General features: G+C 70.7%; 17 protein-coding genes. 12 read left to right on the forward strand and 5 right to left on the reverse strand.

Annotation, left to right across the window (positions count from 1 at the left end):
- Positions 1-392: 392 nt before the first annotated feature.
- From ACFC09_RS05880 to ACFC09_RS05920, 9 genes are all read left to right on the forward strand, one after another.
- Positions 393-1,418, forward strand: coding sequence for a BMP family protein (locus ACFC09_RS05880; protein ID WP_376524405.1), 1,026 nt, complete (start codon positions 393-395; stop codon positions 1,416-1,418).
- A 260-nt stretch (positions 1,419-1,678) separates the two neighbouring features.
- Positions 1,679-2,725, forward strand: coding sequence for a BMP family protein (locus ACFC09_RS05885; protein WP_376524245.1), 1,047 nt, complete (start codon positions 1,679-1,681; stop codon positions 2,723-2,725).
- Positions 2,726-2,907: 182 nt separating this feature from the next.
- Positions 2,908-4,596, forward strand: a complete 1,689-nt coding sequence (locus ACFC09_RS05890; RefSeq protein ID WP_376524246.1) for an ABC transporter ATP-binding protein — start codon at positions 2,908-2,910, stop codon at positions 4,594-4,596.
- Positions 4,593-5,714, forward strand: a complete 1,122-nt coding sequence (locus tag ACFC09_RS05895) for an ABC transporter permease (RefSeq protein ID WP_376524247.1) — start codon at positions 4,593-4,595, stop codon at positions 5,712-5,714. The genes ACFC09_RS05890 and ACFC09_RS05895 overlap by 4 nt, the downstream gene beginning before the upstream one ends.
- On the forward strand, positions 5,714-6,976 hold the full coding sequence (locus tag ACFC09_RS05900) for an ABC transporter permease (protein ID WP_376524248.1): 1,263 nt from the start codon (positions 5,714-5,716) through the stop codon (positions 6,974-6,976). The genes ACFC09_RS05895 and ACFC09_RS05900 overlap by 1 nt, the downstream gene beginning before the upstream one ends.
- Positions 6,973-7,380 carry a cytidine deaminase gene (locus ACFC09_RS05905; protein WP_376524249.1) on the forward strand — a complete coding sequence of 136 codons (408 nt, stop codon included), beginning with the start codon at positions 6,973-6,975 and terminating at the stop codon, positions 7,378-7,380. The genes ACFC09_RS05900 and ACFC09_RS05905 overlap by 4 nt, the downstream gene beginning before the upstream one ends.
- 67 nt (positions 7,381-7,447) lie before the next feature.
- Entirely contained in the window at positions 7,448-8,731 is a 1,284-nt protein-coding gene (locus ACFC09_RS05910; RefSeq protein WP_376524250.1) for a thymidine phosphorylase, read from the forward strand.
- Between the two features lie 109 nt (positions 8,732-8,840).
- Entirely contained in the window at positions 8,841-9,431 is a 591-nt protein-coding gene (locus tag ACFC09_RS05915) for a Uma2 family endonuclease (protein WP_376524251.1), read from the forward strand.
- Between the two features lie 143 nt (positions 9,432-9,574).
- Positions 9,575-9,850, forward strand: a complete 276-nt coding sequence (locus ACFC09_RS05920; RefSeq protein ID WP_376524407.1) for an STAS domain-containing protein — start codon at positions 9,575-9,577, stop codon at positions 9,848-9,850.
- Here ACFC09_RS05920 and ACFC09_RS05925 read toward each other — a convergent pair.
- Both ACFC09_RS05925 and ACFC09_RS05930 read right to left on the reverse strand, forming a co-directional pair.
- On the reverse strand, positions 9,734-10,747 hold the full coding sequence (locus tag ACFC09_RS05925; RefSeq protein WP_376524252.1) for a sigma-70 family RNA polymerase sigma factor: 1,014 nt from the start codon (positions 10,745-10,747) through the stop codon (positions 9,734-9,736). The two genes, ACFC09_RS05920 and ACFC09_RS05925, sit on opposite strands and share 117 nt — an antisense overlap.
- Positions 10,748-10,968: 221 nt before the next feature.
- On the reverse strand, positions 10,969-12,336 hold the full coding sequence (locus ACFC09_RS05930; protein WP_376524253.1) for an MFS transporter: 1,368 nt from the start codon (positions 12,334-12,336) through the stop codon (positions 10,969-10,971).
- 63 nt (positions 12,337-12,399) lie between these two features.
- On the opposite strand from ACFC09_RS05930, the gene ACFC09_RS05935 reads away from it, so the two are divergent.
- On the forward strand, positions 12,400-13,359 hold the full coding sequence (locus tag ACFC09_RS05935; protein ID WP_376524254.1) for a LysR substrate-binding domain-containing protein: 960 nt from the start codon (positions 12,400-12,402) through the stop codon (positions 13,357-13,359).
- 33 nt (positions 13,360-13,392) lie between these two features.
- On the opposite strand, the gene ACFC09_RS05940 is transcribed toward ACFC09_RS05935, so the two are convergent.
- Positions 13,393-14,157 (reverse strand): alpha/beta hydrolase, encoded by a 765-nt coding sequence (locus ACFC09_RS05940; protein ID WP_376524255.1) that lies wholly within the window; start codon positions 14,155-14,157, stop codon positions 13,393-13,395.
- Between the two features lie 113 nt (positions 14,158-14,270).
- On the opposite strand from ACFC09_RS05940, the gene ACFC09_RS05945 reads away from it, so the two are divergent.
- Together ACFC09_RS05945 and ACFC09_RS05950 are read left to right on the forward strand one after the other, a co-directional pair.
- Positions 14,271-15,434: an adenosine deaminase gene (locus ACFC09_RS05945; RefSeq protein ID WP_376524256.1), complete on the forward strand. Its 1,164-nt coding sequence runs from the start codon at positions 14,271-14,273 to the stop codon at positions 15,432-15,434.
- Positions 15,435-15,572: 138 nt separating this feature from the next.
- The gene (locus ACFC09_RS05950; protein WP_376524257.1) at positions 15,573-15,926 is read left to right on the forward strand and encodes an ATP-binding protein; all 354 of its coding nucleotides are present in this window, start codon (positions 15,573-15,575) and stop codon (positions 15,924-15,926) included.
- 120 nt (positions 15,927-16,046) lie between these two features.
- Here the strand turns inward: ACFC09_RS05950 and ACFC09_RS05955 are convergent, their stop codons facing one another.
- Both ACFC09_RS05955 and ACFC09_RS05960 read right to left on the reverse strand, forming a co-directional pair.
- A complete protein-coding gene (locus ACFC09_RS05955) occupies positions 16,047-16,247 on the reverse strand; it encodes a PspC domain-containing protein (protein WP_376524258.1) in 201 nt (66 codons plus the stop codon).
- Between the two features lie 93 nt (positions 16,248-16,340).
- A complete protein-coding gene (locus ACFC09_RS05960; protein ID WP_376524259.1) occupies positions 16,341-16,892 on the reverse strand; it encodes a VanZ family protein in 552 nt (183 codons plus the stop codon).
- Between the last annotated feature and the right edge of the window lie 149 nt (positions 16,893-17,041).

Raw genomic sequence — 17,041 nt, forward strand, 5'->3', positions numbered from 1 at the left:
AGGACACGACGCAGGCGTCAGGACACGACGCAGGCGTCAGGACACGACGCAGGCGTCAGGACACGACGCAGACGTCAGAAGACGGTGCAGACGCCAGCAGGACACGACGCAGACGTCAGGGGACGGAGCGGTGCCGGATCGGTGCCGCTTCGTCCCCTTGTGTCACCCGGGTGTAACCCGTGATGCGCGGCCGTAACCATGGGGCGGCACGAATCGGTAACGGCCGGGTACAACCCCGTTCCCCTCCCCTTCTACGCGCGTTACTGTGCGCCGAAATCGCCTCCAGAGGCGGCACATTGGGGAAGCGGCGGGGCCGGCGACGGCGCCGTGGGGATGAAGGGGTGCTTGCTGTGCGTCTGAACTCTCGGAGGACGGGGTTCTCCCAAGTCGCGGTGGCCGTCGCGGTCGTCGCCGTCGCCGCCGCGGGATGCGGCAAGTCCAGCAGCGATTCCGCGGGGACCACCAAGGACGGCAAGTACGCGGGCAAGGGCATCGGCCTGGCGTACGACGTCGGCGGCAAGGGCGACCAGTCCTTCAACGACGCCGCCTACGCGGGCTTCCAGAAGGCGGAGCAGGAGTTCAAGATCGGCGGGCGGGACATCGAGCCGCAGGACGGCGAGTCCGACGCGGACAAGGTGCAGCGCCTGGAGACGCTGGCCAAGCAGGGCTACAACCCGATCATCGGGGTCGGCTACGCGTACGCGCCGGCGGTGAAGGAGGTCTCCGTCAAGTACCCGAAGGTCAGCTTCGGGATCATCGACGACGACACCATCACGGAGAAGAACGTCGCCGACATGGTCTTCCATGAGGAGCAGTCGTCGTATCTGGCGGGTGTGGCCGCGGCCATGACCACGAAGAAGAACCACATCGGCTTCATCGGTGGTGTGGACACTCCGTTGATCCACAAGTTCGAGGCCGGGTACGTGCAGGGCGCGCAGTCGGTCAACCCGAAGATCAAGATCGAGAAGCAGTACCTGACCGAGACGGCCGCGGAGGGCGGTTTCTCCAGCCCGGACAAGGGCGAGAACGCGGCGGACGGTCAGATCGAGGCGGGCGCGGACGTCGTCTACCAGGCGGCGGGTCTCTCCGGCCAGGGCGTGATCAAGTCCGCCGCCGGACACAAGGTGTGGGCGATCGGCGTCGACTCCGACCAGTACGAGCAGGGCGCGCTCGCCCAGTACAAGGACTACATCCTCGGTTCGGCCCTGAAGAACGTCGGCGGCGCGGTGTACGACCTCGCCAAGTCCGTCGTCGACGGCAAGCCGCTCAGCGGCGAGGTGCGCGGCGACCTCAAGTCGGGCGGGGTGGGCTTCGCCGACACCAACCCCAAGTACCAGGCGATGAAGGACGTCGTCTCGGCCGTGGACAAGGCCAAGCAGGACATCATCGACGGCCGGATCACCGTCAGGACCCAGTGAGCCCGCGGACCTGAGCCCACCGGGACCCGCGCCTTGGCACCGGAGGCCGGATGGTCCCGGCCGGTGCCGCCCGCGCTTCCCCGCGGCGATGTGCCCCTTGCCTCCCGCAAGGGGCACATCGCTGTGTGTCAGCTGGGCCCGGCTTACGCCACATCTCGATAACGGAGCGGACAGAAGGGGTTTTCCGTCTGGTCTACGCGCGTTACGCTGCGCCGGAATCAGCGCCTGGTATGGGCGCTTGCACGAAGGAGTCTCGTTCCATGCGCCGGGTGTCCCGTATCGCGGTTGCGGGCGTTGCAACCGCAGCCCTCGCCGTCACAGCTTCTGCCTGTGGCAGCTCGTCCACCTCGTCCGCGGGCAGCGGAAAGTCCAAGGGTATCGGCCTCGCGTACGACGTCGGCGGCAAGGGCGACCAGTCCTTCAACGACGCCGCCTACGCGGGCTTCCAGAAGGCCGAGAAGGACTTCGGCGCCGGCGGGCGGGACATCGAGCCGCAGGACGGCGAGTCCGACGCGGACAAGGTGCAGCGCCTGGACACCCTCGCCAAGGAGGGCTACAACCCGATCATCGGGGTCGGCTACGCCTACGCCCCGGCCGTCAAGGAGGTCTCCGCCAAGTACCCGAAGGTCAGCTTCGGCATCATCGACGACGACACCATCAAGGCGGACAACGTCGCCGACATGGTCTTCCACGAGGAGCAGTCGTCGTATCTGGCGGGTGTGGCCGCGGCCATGACCACGAAGAAGAACCACATCGGCTTCATCGGTGGCGTGGACACTCCGTTGATCCACAAGTTCGAGGCCGGGTACGTGCAGGGTGCGCAGTCGGTCAACCCGAAGATCAAGATCGAGAAGCAGTACCTGACCGCGACGGCCGCCGAGGGTGGTTTCTCCAGCCCGGACAAGGGCGAGAACGCGGCGGACGGTCAGATCGAGGCGGGCGCGGACGTCGTCTACCAGGCGGCGGGTCTCTCCGGGCAGGGCGTGATCAAGTCCGCCGCCGGACACAAGGTGTGGGCGATCGGCGTCGACTCCGACCAGTACCTCCAGGGCGCGCTCGCCCAGTACAAGGACCACATCCTGACCTCGGCGACGAAGAACGTCGAGGGCGCGGTGTACGACCTCGCCAAGTCCGTCCTCAAGGACAAGAAGCCGCTGTCGGGCGAGATCCGCGGTTCCCTCGACAACGGCGGCGTGGGTATCGCCGAGTCCAACCCGGTCTTCAAGGACAACGCCGCCCTCCAGGCCGCGCTCAAGAAGGCCGAGGACGGCATCAAGAACGGCAGCATCACGGTCAAGACGTCCTGAACCGGAGCGCCGGCCTGTCCGGGGCATCGCCAAAAGAGCGCTGTAATGGCAGCGTTACGGCCGCGGAACGGGGTGCGGGGAGGATGACCTCCCCGTGCCCCGTTCGCGCGGCAGACCGCTCGGAACGGATCGAGTGCGACACAAGTCGACCGGACCCGAGCACTATCTAAAGCAGGGGCGCTATGCGCGTAGAGCGGCCCCTTTTCCGAGGAGAGTGCGCCATCGACGCGTCCAGCAGCCCTCCGCCCACCGCTCCGTCGACAGCCGCGGTCGAGCTCGCGGGCATCACCAAACGATTTCCCGGTGTCGTCGCCAACCACGACATCCACCTGAGCGTCCGCAAGGGCACCGTGCACGCCCTCGTCGGCGAGAACGGCGCCGGCAAGTCGACCCTGATGAAGATCCTCTACGGCATGCAGAAGCCGGACGAGGGCACCATCGCCGTCGACGGCGCACAGGTCGCCTTCGCCAGCCCCGCCGACGCCATCGCCCACGGCATCGGCATGGTGCACCAGCACTTCATGCTGGCGGACAACCTGACCGTGCTGGAGAACGTGGCCCTCGGCAGCGAGAAGCTGTACGGCATCGGCGGTGCCGCCCGCAAGAAGATCAAGGAGATCTCCGACCGCTACGGCCTGGGCGTCCGCCCCGACGTACTGGTGGAGGACCTGGGCGTCGCCGCCCGGCAGCGCGTGGAGATCCTGAAGGTCCTCTACCGCGGCGCCAGGATCCTGATCCTCGACGAGCCGACCGCCGTCCTCGTGCCGCAGGAGGTCGACGCCCTCTTCGACAACCTGCGCGAACTCAAGTCCGAGGGCCTGTCCGTCATCTTCATCTCGCACAAACTGGGCGAGGTGCTGTCCGTCGCCGACGACATCACCGTCATCCGGCGCGGTACGACGGTCGGCACCGCCGTCCCGTCCGAGACGACCTCGCGCCAGCTCGCCGAGATGATGGTCGGCAGCGAGCTGCCCACCCCGGAGACCGCCGAGTCCACCGTCACCGACCAGGTGGTCCTCCAGGTGGACGACCTCACCGTCTATGCGGGCGGCGGCGCCTCCCTCGGCGCGGAGACCGAACCGGCCGGCCAGGGCCTCGCCGAGTCCGCAGGCGCCGACGGGGCCAAACGCGTCCTCGACGACGTCTCCTTCACCATCCACGCCGGCGAGGTCATGGGCATCGCCGGCGTCGAGGGCAACGGCCAGACCGAGCTGATCGACGCGCTGATCGGCACCAAGCACGCCGACTCCGGACGGATCGTCTTCCTCGGCGAGGACATCACCCCCTGGCCCACCCGCAAGCGCCGCGAGTCCGGCGTCGGCTATATCCCCGAGGACCGCCACCGCCAGGGCCTCCTGCTGGAATCCCCGCTGTGGGAGAACCGCATCCTCGGCCATGTCACCGAGAAGCCCAACGCCCGGGGCTTCTGGCTCGACCTCGGCAGCGCCCAGGCGGACACCCGGCGGATCGTCGAGGAGTACGACGTCCGCACCCCCGGCATCGACGTCACCGCGGCCTCGCTGTCCGGCGGCAACCAGCAGAAACTCATCGTCGGCCGTGAGATGAGTCACGCACCGAAGTTCCTGATCGCCGCGCACCCCACCCGCGGTGTCGACGTCGGCGCCCAGGCGCAGATCTGGGACCGCATCCGCCAGGCCCGCCGCGAGGGCCTGGCGGTGCTGCTGATCTCCGCCGACCTGGACGAACTGATCGGCCTGTCGGACACCCTGCGGGTGATCTACAACGGCAGGCTGGTCGCGGACGCCGACCCGGCCACCGTCACCCCGGAGGAACTGGGCTCGGCCATGACAGGGGCCGTCTCCGGCCACCTCGAACACGTAGGCACCCCTCCGGAGGACGAGGCCCGATGAAGAAGTTCGACAAGGAACGGGTGCTCCTCGCGGTGGCCGGACCGGTCATCGCGCTAGTCCTCGCGATCGCGCTGACCTCGATCGTGCTGCTCGCCTCGGGGAAGAACCCGTTCCAGCCGTATGTGCTGATGCTCCAGCAGCTGCCGTACTCGGACATCCAGGTCCTGATCGTCAACCAGGCGTCGATGTACTACATCGCCGCCCTGGCGGTCGCCCTCGGCTTCCGGATGAACCTGTTCAACATCGGCGTTGACGGCCAGTACCGGCTCGCCGCGGTGATGACCGCCGTGGTCGGCGCGAACATCGGCCTGCCGGCCTTCCTCCAGATACCGCTGCTCCTGCTGGTCGCCATGTTCACCGGCGCCTTCTGGGCCGGCATCGCCGGTGTCCTGAAGATCACCCGGGGGGTCAGCGAGGTCGTCGCCACGATCATGCTGAACTCCATCGCGACCTCCGTCATCGGCTACGTCACCCTCGCGCACGTCTGGGGCGTGCAGGTCGGCAACAACATGACGACCGGCGTCATGAAGGAGTCCGGCTGGTTCCCCGGCATCGACCTCGGCTCCGACGTCGGCGAGATCTACGGCCTGGTCTTCCTCGCCGTCCTGCTGGGCGTTCTGTACTGGCTCGTCCTCAATCGCACCCGGTTCGGCTTCGACCTGCGCGCCACCGGCGCCTCCGAGACTGCCGCCGCGGCCTCCGGCGTCAACGCCAGGCGCATGGTGCTGGTCTCCATGCTGATCTCCGGCGCGGTCGCGGGCCTGTCCGGCCTGCCGCTGCTGCTCGGCGACACCCACACCTACAGCCTGAGCTTCCCGGCCGGCCTCGGCTTCACCGCCATCGGCATCGCCCTGCTCGGCCGCAACCACCCCGGCGGCATCGCGCTGGCCGCCCTGCTGTGGGCCTTCCTCGACAAGGCATCGCCCGCCCTCGACTACGCGACCCCGGTGGCGTACGAGAAGGAGATCGCGACGATCATGCAGGGTCTGATCGTCTTCGCGGTCGTCATCTCGTACGAGGCCGTACGCCAGTGGGGTCTGCGCCGCCAGCAGCGCCAGGTCGGTGCCGAACTGGCCGCCGCCGCCGTGACCATCAAGAAGGAAGAGGTGGCGGCCTGATGAGCACCGCGACCGTCACGAAGCCGAAGGCGCCCCAGCCCGTCCGGGGCAGCCGCCGCCTGTCCCTCCCGACAGTCCTGCTGATCATCGCGGGTGTCCTGGTGCTGACGGCGATCGTCCGCCTCGTCACCGGCGCGGACGGCATCACCTCCACCGGCCAGATGTCCACCGCCCTGCGCCTCGCTGTGCCGATCGGGCTCGCCGGTCTCGGCGGTCTGTGGGCCGAACGCGCCGGCGTCGTCAACATCGGCCTCGAAGGCATGATGATCCTCGGGACCTGGTTCGGCGCCTGGGCCGGATACCAGTGGGGCCCGTGGGCCGGCGTGCTCTTCGGCGTGATCGGCGGTGCGCTCGGCGCCCTGCTGCACGCCATCGCCACCGTCACCTTCAACGTCAACCACATCGTCTCCGGTGTGGCCCTGAACATCCTCGCCCTCGGCACCACCCGCTATCTGTCGAAGTTCACCTTCGCCGACGCACCGCAGGGCTCCGCCAAGCAGTCCCCGCCGATCAGTTCGCTCGGCACCTTCGACATCCCAGGACTGTCCGGCTGGCTGGACACCCTCAACCAGAAACACTGGTTCCTGGTCTCCGACATCGCCGGCCTGCTCGGCGGTCTGGTCACCGACCTGTCGCCGCTCACCGTCATCGCGGTGGCCCTGGTGCCCATCACCTGGTGGGTGCTGTGGCGCACGTCCTTCGGCCTGCGGCTGCGCTCCTGCGGCGAGAACCCGGTGGCGGCCGAATCCCTCGGCGTCAACGTGTACAAGTACAAGTACCTCGCGGTGATCATCTCGGGCGGTTTCGCCGGCCTCGGCGGCGCCTTCCTGTCCATCGTCGCCTCGAACGTGTACCTGGACGGCCAGACCGCGGGCCGCGGCTACATCGGCCTCGCGGCGATGATCTTCGGCAACTGGATGCCGGGCGGCCTCGCGCTGGGCGCGGGCCTGTTCGGCTACACCGACAGCCTCAACCTGCGCGGCGGCACGGTGAACGTGCACGCGCTGATCCTGCTCCTCGCCATCCTGCTGGTGTTCGGCGCGGCGTACCTCGCCTGGCGGAAGAAGTACGTCCCCGCCGTCGTGACCGCCGTGATCACGGCCCTGATGTTCATCTGGTACGCGACCACGGACGACGTGCCGAACCAGGTCGTCACCGCCACCCCGTACCTCGTCACCCTGCTGGTGCTGTCGTTGTCCGCGCAGTCCCTGCGGATGCCGAAGGCGGACGGCCTGCCGTACCGGAAGGGACAGGGCAAGTGACCGGGCCGGCCGTCGCCGCCGTCGACTGGGAGGCGCTGCGCGCCGCGGCGCGGGAGGCCATGTCCCACGCCTACGCACCGTACTCGGGCTATCCGGTCGGGGCGGCGGCCCTGGTCGACGAGGGGCGCACGGTCTCCGGCTGCAACGTGGAGAACGCCTCGTACGGTCTCGGCCTGTGCGCCGAGTGCGGGCTCGTCTCCGAACTCCAGCGCACCGGAGGCGGCCGGCTCACCCACTTCACCTGTGTGGACGGCACGGGCGGCCTGCTGGTGCCGTGCGGTCGCTGCCGCCAGCTGCTCCACGAGTTCGGCGGCCCGAGCCTGCTCCTGGACACCCCCGAGGGCGTCCTGCCGCTGTCGCGGATGCTGCCGCAGGCCTTCGGCCCGGACCACCTCACCAAGTAACTCCCGTGCGGCCCCTTTGACTTCGCTCAGGGGGGCCGCACCCCTGTGCACCTCCGGAAGGAATGCCATGGCCATGGACGCCATCTCCGTCATCCGCACCAAGCGGGACCGCGGCGAACTGACCGACGAGCAGATCGACTGGGTCATCGACGCGTACACCCGCGGGGAGGTCGCCGACGAGCAGATGTCCGCCCTCGCGATGGCCGTCCTGCTCAACGGCATGAACCGGCGCGAGATCGCCCGCTGGACCGCCGCGATGATCGACTCCGGCGAGCGCATGGACTTCTCCTCGCTGTCCCGGCCCACGGCCGACAAGCACTCCACCGGCGGGGTCGGCGACAAGATCACCCTGCCGCTGGCGCCCCTGGTGGCGGCCTGCGGGGCCGCCGTGCCCCAGCTGTCCGGACGCGGCCTCGGCCACACCGGCGGCACCCTCGACAAGCTGGAGTCCATCCCGGGCTGGCGCGCGCTGCTGTCCAACGAGGAGATGCTGCACGTCCTCGACACCACCGGCGCGGTGGTCTGCGCCGCGGGCGACGGCCTCGCCCCGGCGGACAAGAAGCTGTACGCGCTGCGCGACGTCACCGGCACGGTCGAGGCGATCCCGCTGATCGCCTCCTCGATCATGTCGAAGAAGATCGCCGAGGGCACCGGCTCGCTCGTCCTGGACGTCAAGGTGGGCTCCGGTGCCTTCATGAAGACGATCGAGGACGCCCGCGAACTGGCCTCGACCATGGTCGGCCTCGGCACCGACCACGGGGTACGGACCGTCGCGCTCCTCACCGACATGGCGACCCCGCTCGGCCGCACGGCCGGCAACGCCCTGGAGGTCCGCGAGTCCGTCGAGGTGCTGGCCGGCGGCGGCCCCGCGGACGTGGTCGAGCTGACCCTCGCCCTGGCCCGGGAGATGCTGGCCGCGGCGGGCATCCGGGACGCCGACCCGGCGAAGGCCCTCGCCGACGGCTCGGCCATGGACGTCTGGCGCCGGATGATCGCGGCCCAGGGCGGCGACCCCGACGCCCCGCTGCCCACGTCCCGCGAACAGCACGTCGTCACGGCCCCGGCCACCGGCGTCCTCACCCGCCTCGACGCCTACGACATCGGGGTCGCCGCCTGGCGCCTGGGCGCGGGCCGCGCCCGCAAGGAGGACCCGGTGCAGGCGGCGGCGGGCGTCGAACTGCACGCCAAGCCGGGCGAGCCGGTGACCGCGGGCGAGCCCCTGCTCACCCTGCACACGGACACCCCGGAACGCTTCGCCTACGCACTTGAGGCGATCGAGGGCGCCTACGACGTCGCGCCCGCGGGGACTCCGTTCGCAGCCTCGCCGGTGGTGCTGGAACGAATCGCCTGACCAGGGGAGATTCCCCGGACATTCCCTTTCGGGTGAACGGGATCGGTGGACCCGCGCCGGTCCCGTTCGGCATGCTGGGATCGGTGACGTACCGATAGGAGATACCGCCATGAGCGCACTCACCGTCGACCACATGACGGCCAACGGCCACGAGTGGGACGGCCTCGTCCGGATCTGGCAGGAGACGGACGCGCCAGAGGGCTGCAAGGTGGAGATCATCGAGGGGATCGTCACCGTGTCACCTGCTCCCGCGTACCGCCACAATGTGATCGCGGCACGCATCCAGCGTCGCCTGTACTCCGTGATCCCCGACGACTGGGAGGTTTTCCAGACACAGGCCATCGCTGTGCCTTCTCGTCTGGGCATGTTCATCCCCGACCTGGTGGTGGCTCCACTCCAGGAGAACCCGGAGACGGACAATTACCTTCCAGCCAGCCTCGCCGAACTCGTCGTCGAGGTCACGTCCCAGTCCAACGGCCGTCACGACCGGGTCACCAAACCCGCCGCCTACGCCACCGCAGGCATCCCGCTCTACCTCCTCGTCGACCGCTGGGCCCCCGGCGGTCCCACCGTGACGCTCTACGGCGAGCCGAAAGGCGATGTCTACCGGGTCCTCAGCGCCGTGAAGTTCGGTGATCCCATCAAGCTGCCGGAGCCGTTCGGCATCACGATCGACACCGCCGAGTTCCCGGCGGAGTAGTCCGGCCGGGCAGGGGCACCCCTGCCCGCCGATGAGTTGGGCCCGCCCGTGCGGTCTATCCGTACGTGGACGCCAAGACACCGGCCGTGCTCGTGCTGACCGGCCCCGTCGCCCGGGACGAGGTGGCGGATCTCTGCGACCGCGTGCGAGGGCTGTTGGAGGCCACCGGGCTCGGGCACGTCGTCGTGGACGTGGGCGGGCTCGGGTCGCCGGGACTCGCAGCCGTGGACCTGCTGGCCCGGCTGGAACTGACCGCCCGCCGGGCCGGCGGGCGGATACGGCTGAGGAACACCGATCCCGCGTTACGCGCCCTCCTCGATGTCGTCGGTCTCCGCTTCCAGATGGAGCGGCAGGCCGAACAGGGGGAACCAGCGGGCGGTGTCGAGGAAGCAGTGCATTCCGGTGATGCGGCCCTCTGAGATCTCCAGCACCTGCACCGCCCAGGGGCTGAAACCGCCCTTCTCCGGGTCCGGCTTGTAGTGCGCGAAGGCGGGCAGACCGTTCGCCTGGACCGGCCGCAGCCGGGAATCCGCGCAGCCGGCGCCGATCGTGGTCATGAAGCCGGCCATGTCGGCCGGGCCGCGCAGCCACAGGTCGAACGGCGGCATCGTCATGATGGCGTCCTCGTGGAGCAGGGCCGTGAGCGCCGTCATGTCATACCCCTCGAACGCCTTCACATAGCGCTCCAGGAGTCTTTGCTGCTCCTCGTCCAACGGGTCGGAGACGGCCGCGTCCGCCCCCGCGTCCTCCCGCTCGGCGAGCGTCGCCCGAGCTCGCTGCAAGGCGCTGTTGACGGAGGCCACCGTGGTCCCGAGCAACTCGGCGACCTCGCTCGCCCGCCACGCCAGCACCTCGCGCAGGATCAGCACCGCGCGCTGCTTGGGCGGCAGTTGTTGCAGGGCCGCCATGAAGGCCAGCCGGACGGACTCCTTGGCGACGGCGGCCTCCGCCGGGTCGTCCAGGGTGGGCAGCACCCGGGCGTCCGGCATGGGCTCCAGCCAGGTGTTGTCCGGACGGGGGGTGAGGGCCGCCTGCGCGAGCGGTGTCGCGTCGGTCAGGTCCACCGGCCGGGCCCGCTTGGTGCCGGCGGCCAGCATGTCCAGGCAGACGTTCGTCGCGATGCGGTACAGCCAGGAGCGGAGGCTGGAGCGGCCCTCGAACTTCTCGTAGCTCCGCCAGGCGCGCACCAGGGTGTCCTGCACCGCGTCCTCGGCCTCGAAGGAGGACCCGAGCATGCGGTAGCAGTAGCCGGTCAGCTCGATCCGGTGCTTCTCCAGTGCGACGTCAAGATCTGTCGTCGCCGTGCTGTTGCTCATCGTCCACCCACCCCTGTGGCCGTTTTGGTCCGCGCGTCGTCGCGCCCAGCACTCCGGAAGCTACCGCAGCCCACTGACAATGGCCCCCCGAGCCAACAAACGCCCAGGCCAGACCATTTGCTTTCGGACTGTTCGCATTACTGACCGCTTGCCGCGACCCGGCACTGGCACCGGTACCGGTACCGGGAAGGCCGGAACACCGGTGCCGGCAAGGCCGGAACTCAGCGGGCCGCGACCGGCTCCCGGCGCGCGGCGTGCCGGGCCGCCAGCGAGCCGAAGGCCGTGATGACCACGACCCCGACGACCGCGAGCACACCGACCCCGACCGTCCCGGACCAGCCGCTCGCGTGGAAGGCGAGGGCGCCCACCGTGCTGCCCGCGCTGGACCCGACGTAGTACGCGGACTGGTACAGCGCCGCGGCCTGGGCCCGGCCGTGCGTCGCCGTCCTGCTGACCGCCGAGGACGCCGCCGCGTGCCCCGCGAAGAAGCCCGCCGTGATCAGCACCAGGCCCAGCAGGACCAGCGGCAGCGAGGGCACCAGGGACACCAGCAGCCCGGCCGCGGTCGTACCGCCCGCCAGGTACAGGGTGCCGCGGCGGCCGAGGCGGAGCACCAGGCGGCCGGCCGCCGCCGACGACACCGTACCGACCAGGTACACCAGGAAGATCGAGCCGACGATGCCCTGCGGCAGCCCGAACGGCGCCTCGCTCAGCCGGTAGCCGATCACCGTGTACACGCCGCCGAAGACCGTCATGAACAGCGCGCCGATCGCGTACAGGCGGCGCAGCAGCGGGTCGGCGAGATGGTCGCGGACCGTGCGGAGCAGGACGCGCGGGCGCAGCGAGCCCGGCGTGAAGTGCCTCGGCGCGGGCAGCAGCATCCGGAACGCCACCGCGCAGCCCACCGCGAGCACGCCGACCACACCGACCGCCACCCGCCAGCCCCACTCCTGCGCCACCCAGCCGGTGACGATCCGGCCGCTCATGCCGCCCACGCTGTTGCCCGCGACGAACAGCCCGATCGCCGTGACCAGCGCCCGCGGCCGGACCTCCTCGGCCAGGTACGCCGTCGCCGACGCGGGCAGCCCGGCCAGCGCCGCGCCCTGCACCGCCCGCAGCACCACCAGCGCGCCGAGCGAGGGCGCGAACGGCACCAGCAGGCCGACCGCCACCGCGACGGCCAGCGAGGCCGTCATCACCGTACGGCGGCCGAAACGTTCCGACAGGGAGCTCATCGGCAGCACGAACAGCGCGAGTCCGCCGGTCGCCGCCGCCACCGTCCAGCTCGCGTCGCTCGCCGTCACCCCGAACTCGCCGGAGATCAGCGGCAGCAGGGCCTGGGTGGAGTAGAGGAGCGCGAAGGTCGCGACACCGGCCAGGAACAGGGCGAAGCTGATCCGGCGGTAGCCGGGGTCGCCCGGGGCGAGCCGGGTGTCGGCGGTGTCGGCGGTTTCGGCGTGGGACGCGGCCGCCGGGTCGGAGTCGGGTGCGGAGCCGGGTGCGGTGGCCGGATCGGGGACGGGGACTTCGGCGGAAGGGGTCGGGACGGCGCCCACGGTGGTGGACGCCCCGGTACTGGCGGGAGACATGCTTCGACGCTACGGACCCCGCGGTTCATCCGTCCAATGCATGGAATCGGCATAATCGTTCCCATGGTGCATCAGCAAAGGCCACAGCGTCGCCTGTCACCGTCCAGTGACGTAGAAGACAAGGCCGACATCGTGAGACTGCTCGCCCCGCGCCTGGCCCACTTCGCCGCCGTCGCCCGCACCGAGCACGTGACGCGGGCCGCGCTGGAGGCACAGGTCCCGCAGTCCACGCTGTCCCGGGCCATGGTCCGCCTCGAACAGGACCTCGGCGTGGACCTCTTCACGCGCCGCGGCCGCACCGTGTCCCTCACCCCGGCCGGCCGCACCTTCCTCGCCTCCGTGGAACGCGCCCTCACCGAGATCGGGCGGGCCGCCGACGAGGTGCGCGCGGACGCAGACCCGGCCGCCGGCAAGGTCGCCTTCGGCTTTCTGCACACCATGGGCGCCGAGACGGTCCCCGGCCTCATCCACGAGTTCCGCGCCGACCATCCGCGGGTGCGGTTCAGCCTGGTGCAGAACTACGGCGAGGCCATGGTGGAGCGGCTGCGCGGGGGTGAACTCGACCTCTGTCTGACCTCCCCGGTCCCGGACGCCCCCGACCTGGTGGCCCGCCGCCTGGACGAGCAGCGGCTGCGCCTGGTCGTCCCCGCCGACCACCGCCTGGCCGACCGCCGCCGGATCCGGCTCGCGGAGACTGCCGACGAGACCTTCGTCACCCTGGAGCCCGGCTACGGCCTGCGCCGTCTCGTCGACGACGCGTGCAGGGAGGCGGGCTTCAAGCCCAGGGTGGCCTTCGAAGGGGAGGAGGTGGAGACCCTGCGAGGGCTGGTCGCGGCCGGTCTCGGCGTGGCCCTCCTGCCGCCGCCGGCCGTCCCGCGTCCGGGCGTGGTCGAGCTGACGGTGACGGCGCCGCGGGTGGTCCGGGAGATCGGCGTGGCCTGGCTGGACGGCCGTCCGGACACCCCGCCGGTGGCGGCGTTCAAGCGGTTCCTGCTGTCGAAACGGGGCAGCCTGCTCGCCTGAGCCGGGACACCGACACCCGGCCCGCGTCCCGCCTCAGCCTCGGCGCAGTGACCTGCCGAATCCGGCGGCGAGCGGCATTCTGAGGCCGATGGGCGGTGGGGCGGCCAGGGCGTCCTCCACGGGCCGGGAGACCGGGTGCCCGAACAGCGCGCCCATCGCGAAGTCCGTGGCGAGCGCGAGCACCTCGTCCCGGTGCTGGTGCAGCCCGTGTCCGTCGGAGTGCACCTCGAACCGGCACACGTCCCGGTTCGCCTTCTTCGCGCGGGCGGCCAGCCGGAACGACAGCTCCGGGTCGGTCCGCTCGTCGTTCGTGCCGTGCACGATCAGCACCCGCCGCCCCACCAGTTGCCGTACCGGTTCCGGCGGTGCCGCCATGTCGTCCTCGGGCAGCCAAGGGGCGATGGCCACCAGGGAGTTGACCGCCTCGTGGCCGGCCGCGCGGAGCGCCGCCCGGCCGCCCATGTCGACCCCGATAAGGCACACCGGCACGTCGCCGTAGCGCCGTACGACCTCCTCGACCGCCCAGGAGGCGTCCCGCGCGAGGTGCGCCTCGCTGCCGTTCCAGCCGCGGTAGCGGTAATGGACGGCGTGCGTCGCCAGCCCCTCGCCGTGGCCCGCCCGCGCGAGGGTCCGGCCCAGCGCACGGACGAACGCCGTCGCCCACACGGGGGACGGTCTGCGACCGGACACCTCCTCGCCGCCGGGCAGCAGCAGCACCGCCCCGCTCACCGCCGTCGGCTCCTGGCCGACTGCCCTCCCCAGCCTGGCCGTTCGTACCGGTGTCGCTTGCTGTGCCATGGCAGAACAGTGTCAGAAGTGCCGATGGACGCGACCCCTCCGTGCGGTCACCTTTGCATATCGACGCCGTCCGGGGGCGGGCGTTCTACGCGCGTAGGAGTTACAGTGCGGAAATGACGAGCCAGACCACGCCAACCGGGACCGTCCCGACACCGGACCAGATCCGCCGCGCCCCCAAGGTCCTGTTGCACGACCATCTCGACGGCGGCCTCCGCCCCGGCACCGTCATCGAGCTGGCCCGGGATTCCGGCTACTCCCAGCTCCCCGAGACCGATCCGGACAAACTCGGCGTCTGGTTCCGCGAGGCCGCCGACTCCGGCTCCCTGGAGCGGTACCTGGAGACCTTCTCGCACACCGTCGGGGTGATGCAGACGAAGGACGCGCTGGTCCGGGTCGCCCGGGAGTGTGCCGAGGACCTCGCCGCGGACGGCGTCGTCTACGCCGAGGTGCGCTACGCCCCCGAACAGCACCTGGAGGGCGGCCTGACCCTGGAAGAGGTCGTCGAGGCCGTGAACGAGGGCTTCCGGCAGGGTGAGGCGCTGGCCCGGGAGGACGGCCGCCGCATCCGGGTCGGCGCCCTGCTCACCGCGATGCGGCACGCCGCCCGTGCGCTGGAGATCGCCGAGCTGGCCAACCGGTACCGGGACCTGGGCGTCGTCGGGTTCGACATCGCCGGTGCCGAGGCCGGCTACCCGCCCACCCGGCACCTCGACGCGTTCGAGTACCTCAAGCGCGAGAACAACCACTTCACCATCCACGCCGGTGAGGCGTTCGGACTGCCGTCCATCTGGCAGGCCCTCCAGTGGTGCGGCGCCGACCGGCTCGGGCACGGGGTGCGGATCATCGACGACATCCAGGTCGCCGAGGACGGCTCGGTCAAGCTCGGCCGGCTCGCCTCGTACGTCCGTGACAAGCGCATCCCGCTCGAACTGTGCCCCAGCTCCAACCTCCAGACCGGGGCCGCCGCCTCCTACGCCGAGCACCCGATCGGGCTGCTGCGCCGGCTGCACTTCCGTGCCACGGTGAACACGGACAACCGGCTCATGTCGCACACCAGCATGAGTCGGGAATTCGAGCACCTCGTCGACGCATTCGGTTACACGCTCGACGACCTCCAGTGGTTCTCCGTCAATGCGATGAAATCAGCGTTCATTCCTTTCGATGAACGCCTGGCCATGATCAATGACGTGGTAAAGCCCGGATATGCGGAGCTGAAATCCGAATGGCTGTTCCGGCAGACCGCCTCCACCAGCGGTTCTGTCCCGCAGGAGGGGTGAATTCACCCGGTCGGGGTGTACGGAATGCGGACGGGTTTCACGATCCGTCCGCATTTCGATGTTTGCGGCGGGCGGCCCGCGGTGTTTACGGTCGGGGACCGCTCATCCCCGTCAACGCATGTCAAGGACGCATTCACCATGAAGCAGTCTGCTGCCAAGACCCTCGGTGTCGCCGCCCTCGGTGCCGCCTTCGCCGCCGTGGGCGCGGGCACCGCCGACGCGGCCCCGGCCGTCCCGGACGCCACCCAGGTGCTGGACGGCATCACCCGGACGCTGCCCGCCGAGACCGTCACGAAGGCGCTGCCGGGCGCGGGCCAGGCACTCGCCCAGGGACAGGCTGCCCTCGGTACCGGGCTGGCCACCGCCCAGCCCGCCGCCCAGAAGGCGCTCGCCGAGCGTCCGACCGCGCCGGCCGCCGGCCTGATCGGCGGACTGCCGGTGCAGGGGCTGCCCACGCACGGCCTGCCGGTGAACGGGATCCCGCTCGGCTGAGCCGACACCACGACGCGCCGTTGGGGCACACCTCCTCCTCCCGAGGTGCGCCCCAACGGCGTTCTCACGTCTGCGGACCGGGCTGGGCGGCTACCGCCGTGCGGGCACCCGGCCGGGCGGCTACCAGGCCGTCCGGGCCTTTCCCTCCGCGGGCAGCAGGATCCACAGCGCCAGGTAGACCAGGAACTGGGGTCCCGGCAGCAGGCAGGACACCAGGAAGATCACCCGCATCGTCGTCGCGGAGGTGCCGAAGCGCCGCGCGAGAGCTGCGCACACTCCGCCGATCACACGGCCGTGGGTGGGGCGGGCCAGGGCACTCATGTCGCTCTCCTTCTTGACCGAACGTTGCTGATGTGGGCCTCGCTGCCCCATCTGCCTGCAACGTTACGGAGCCGCGGCCCGCGGGGCGTCGCTCTACGGAGCGATGCCGACCCTGGGAATCGTCGGGGTGCGCCCCTGAGTCGCCTCCTCCGGGGGGAGGGGCGCACGCCCGGCCCGCTCGCCCCTGCGGCGGAGCCGGTGGCGGCCCGCCGGTACCACGGCGAGGTGCGCCACCGCCACGCCCACCGTGTTCAGCAGCAGCGAGTCCACGTCCACCACCCGGCCCGGCACACCGGTCTGCAACAGGGCGATGCCCAGCGAGAGCAGGGCGCCCGCCGCCGCCGTACGCAGCAGGGAGGCGAGCGGGGAGACGGCGAGCCGGCCGTGGGCCATCGGCAGCAGCACGCCCAGCGGGGCGAGCAGCGCGAGTCCCTCACCGATCCGCCGGGCCGCCTGGGGCCAGCCCAGCGCCAGGTCGGCCCGGATGCCGGCGAGCGGGTGCAGATTGGCGGGCAGCACCCAGGGCACGTGCAGCGGGCGCAGCATCAGCCAGGCGACGAGCGCGAGATGCGCGACGAGGAGGACACTCCCTGTCACCCGGATACGGATCGCGGCGCTGCCGCCGATCGAGCCTTGACGCTGCACGCCCCCCTAGACGCGCCCCCGTGCGCGATCGGTTCCGCGTCGGCCCCGTACCGCGTGAGGCGTGCGACACATCCCGTCGGCCCTGCCCGCGGGCGGACCGGCCGCCGTCCCGTGGCCCGGCCGCTCCGTATCCGCGCGGGCCGGGTCCG

Source organism: Streptomyces sp. NPDC056161 (genome assembly GCF_042268025.1).
GTDB lineage: Bacteria > Actinomycetota > Actinomycetes > Streptomycetales > Streptomycetaceae > Streptomyces.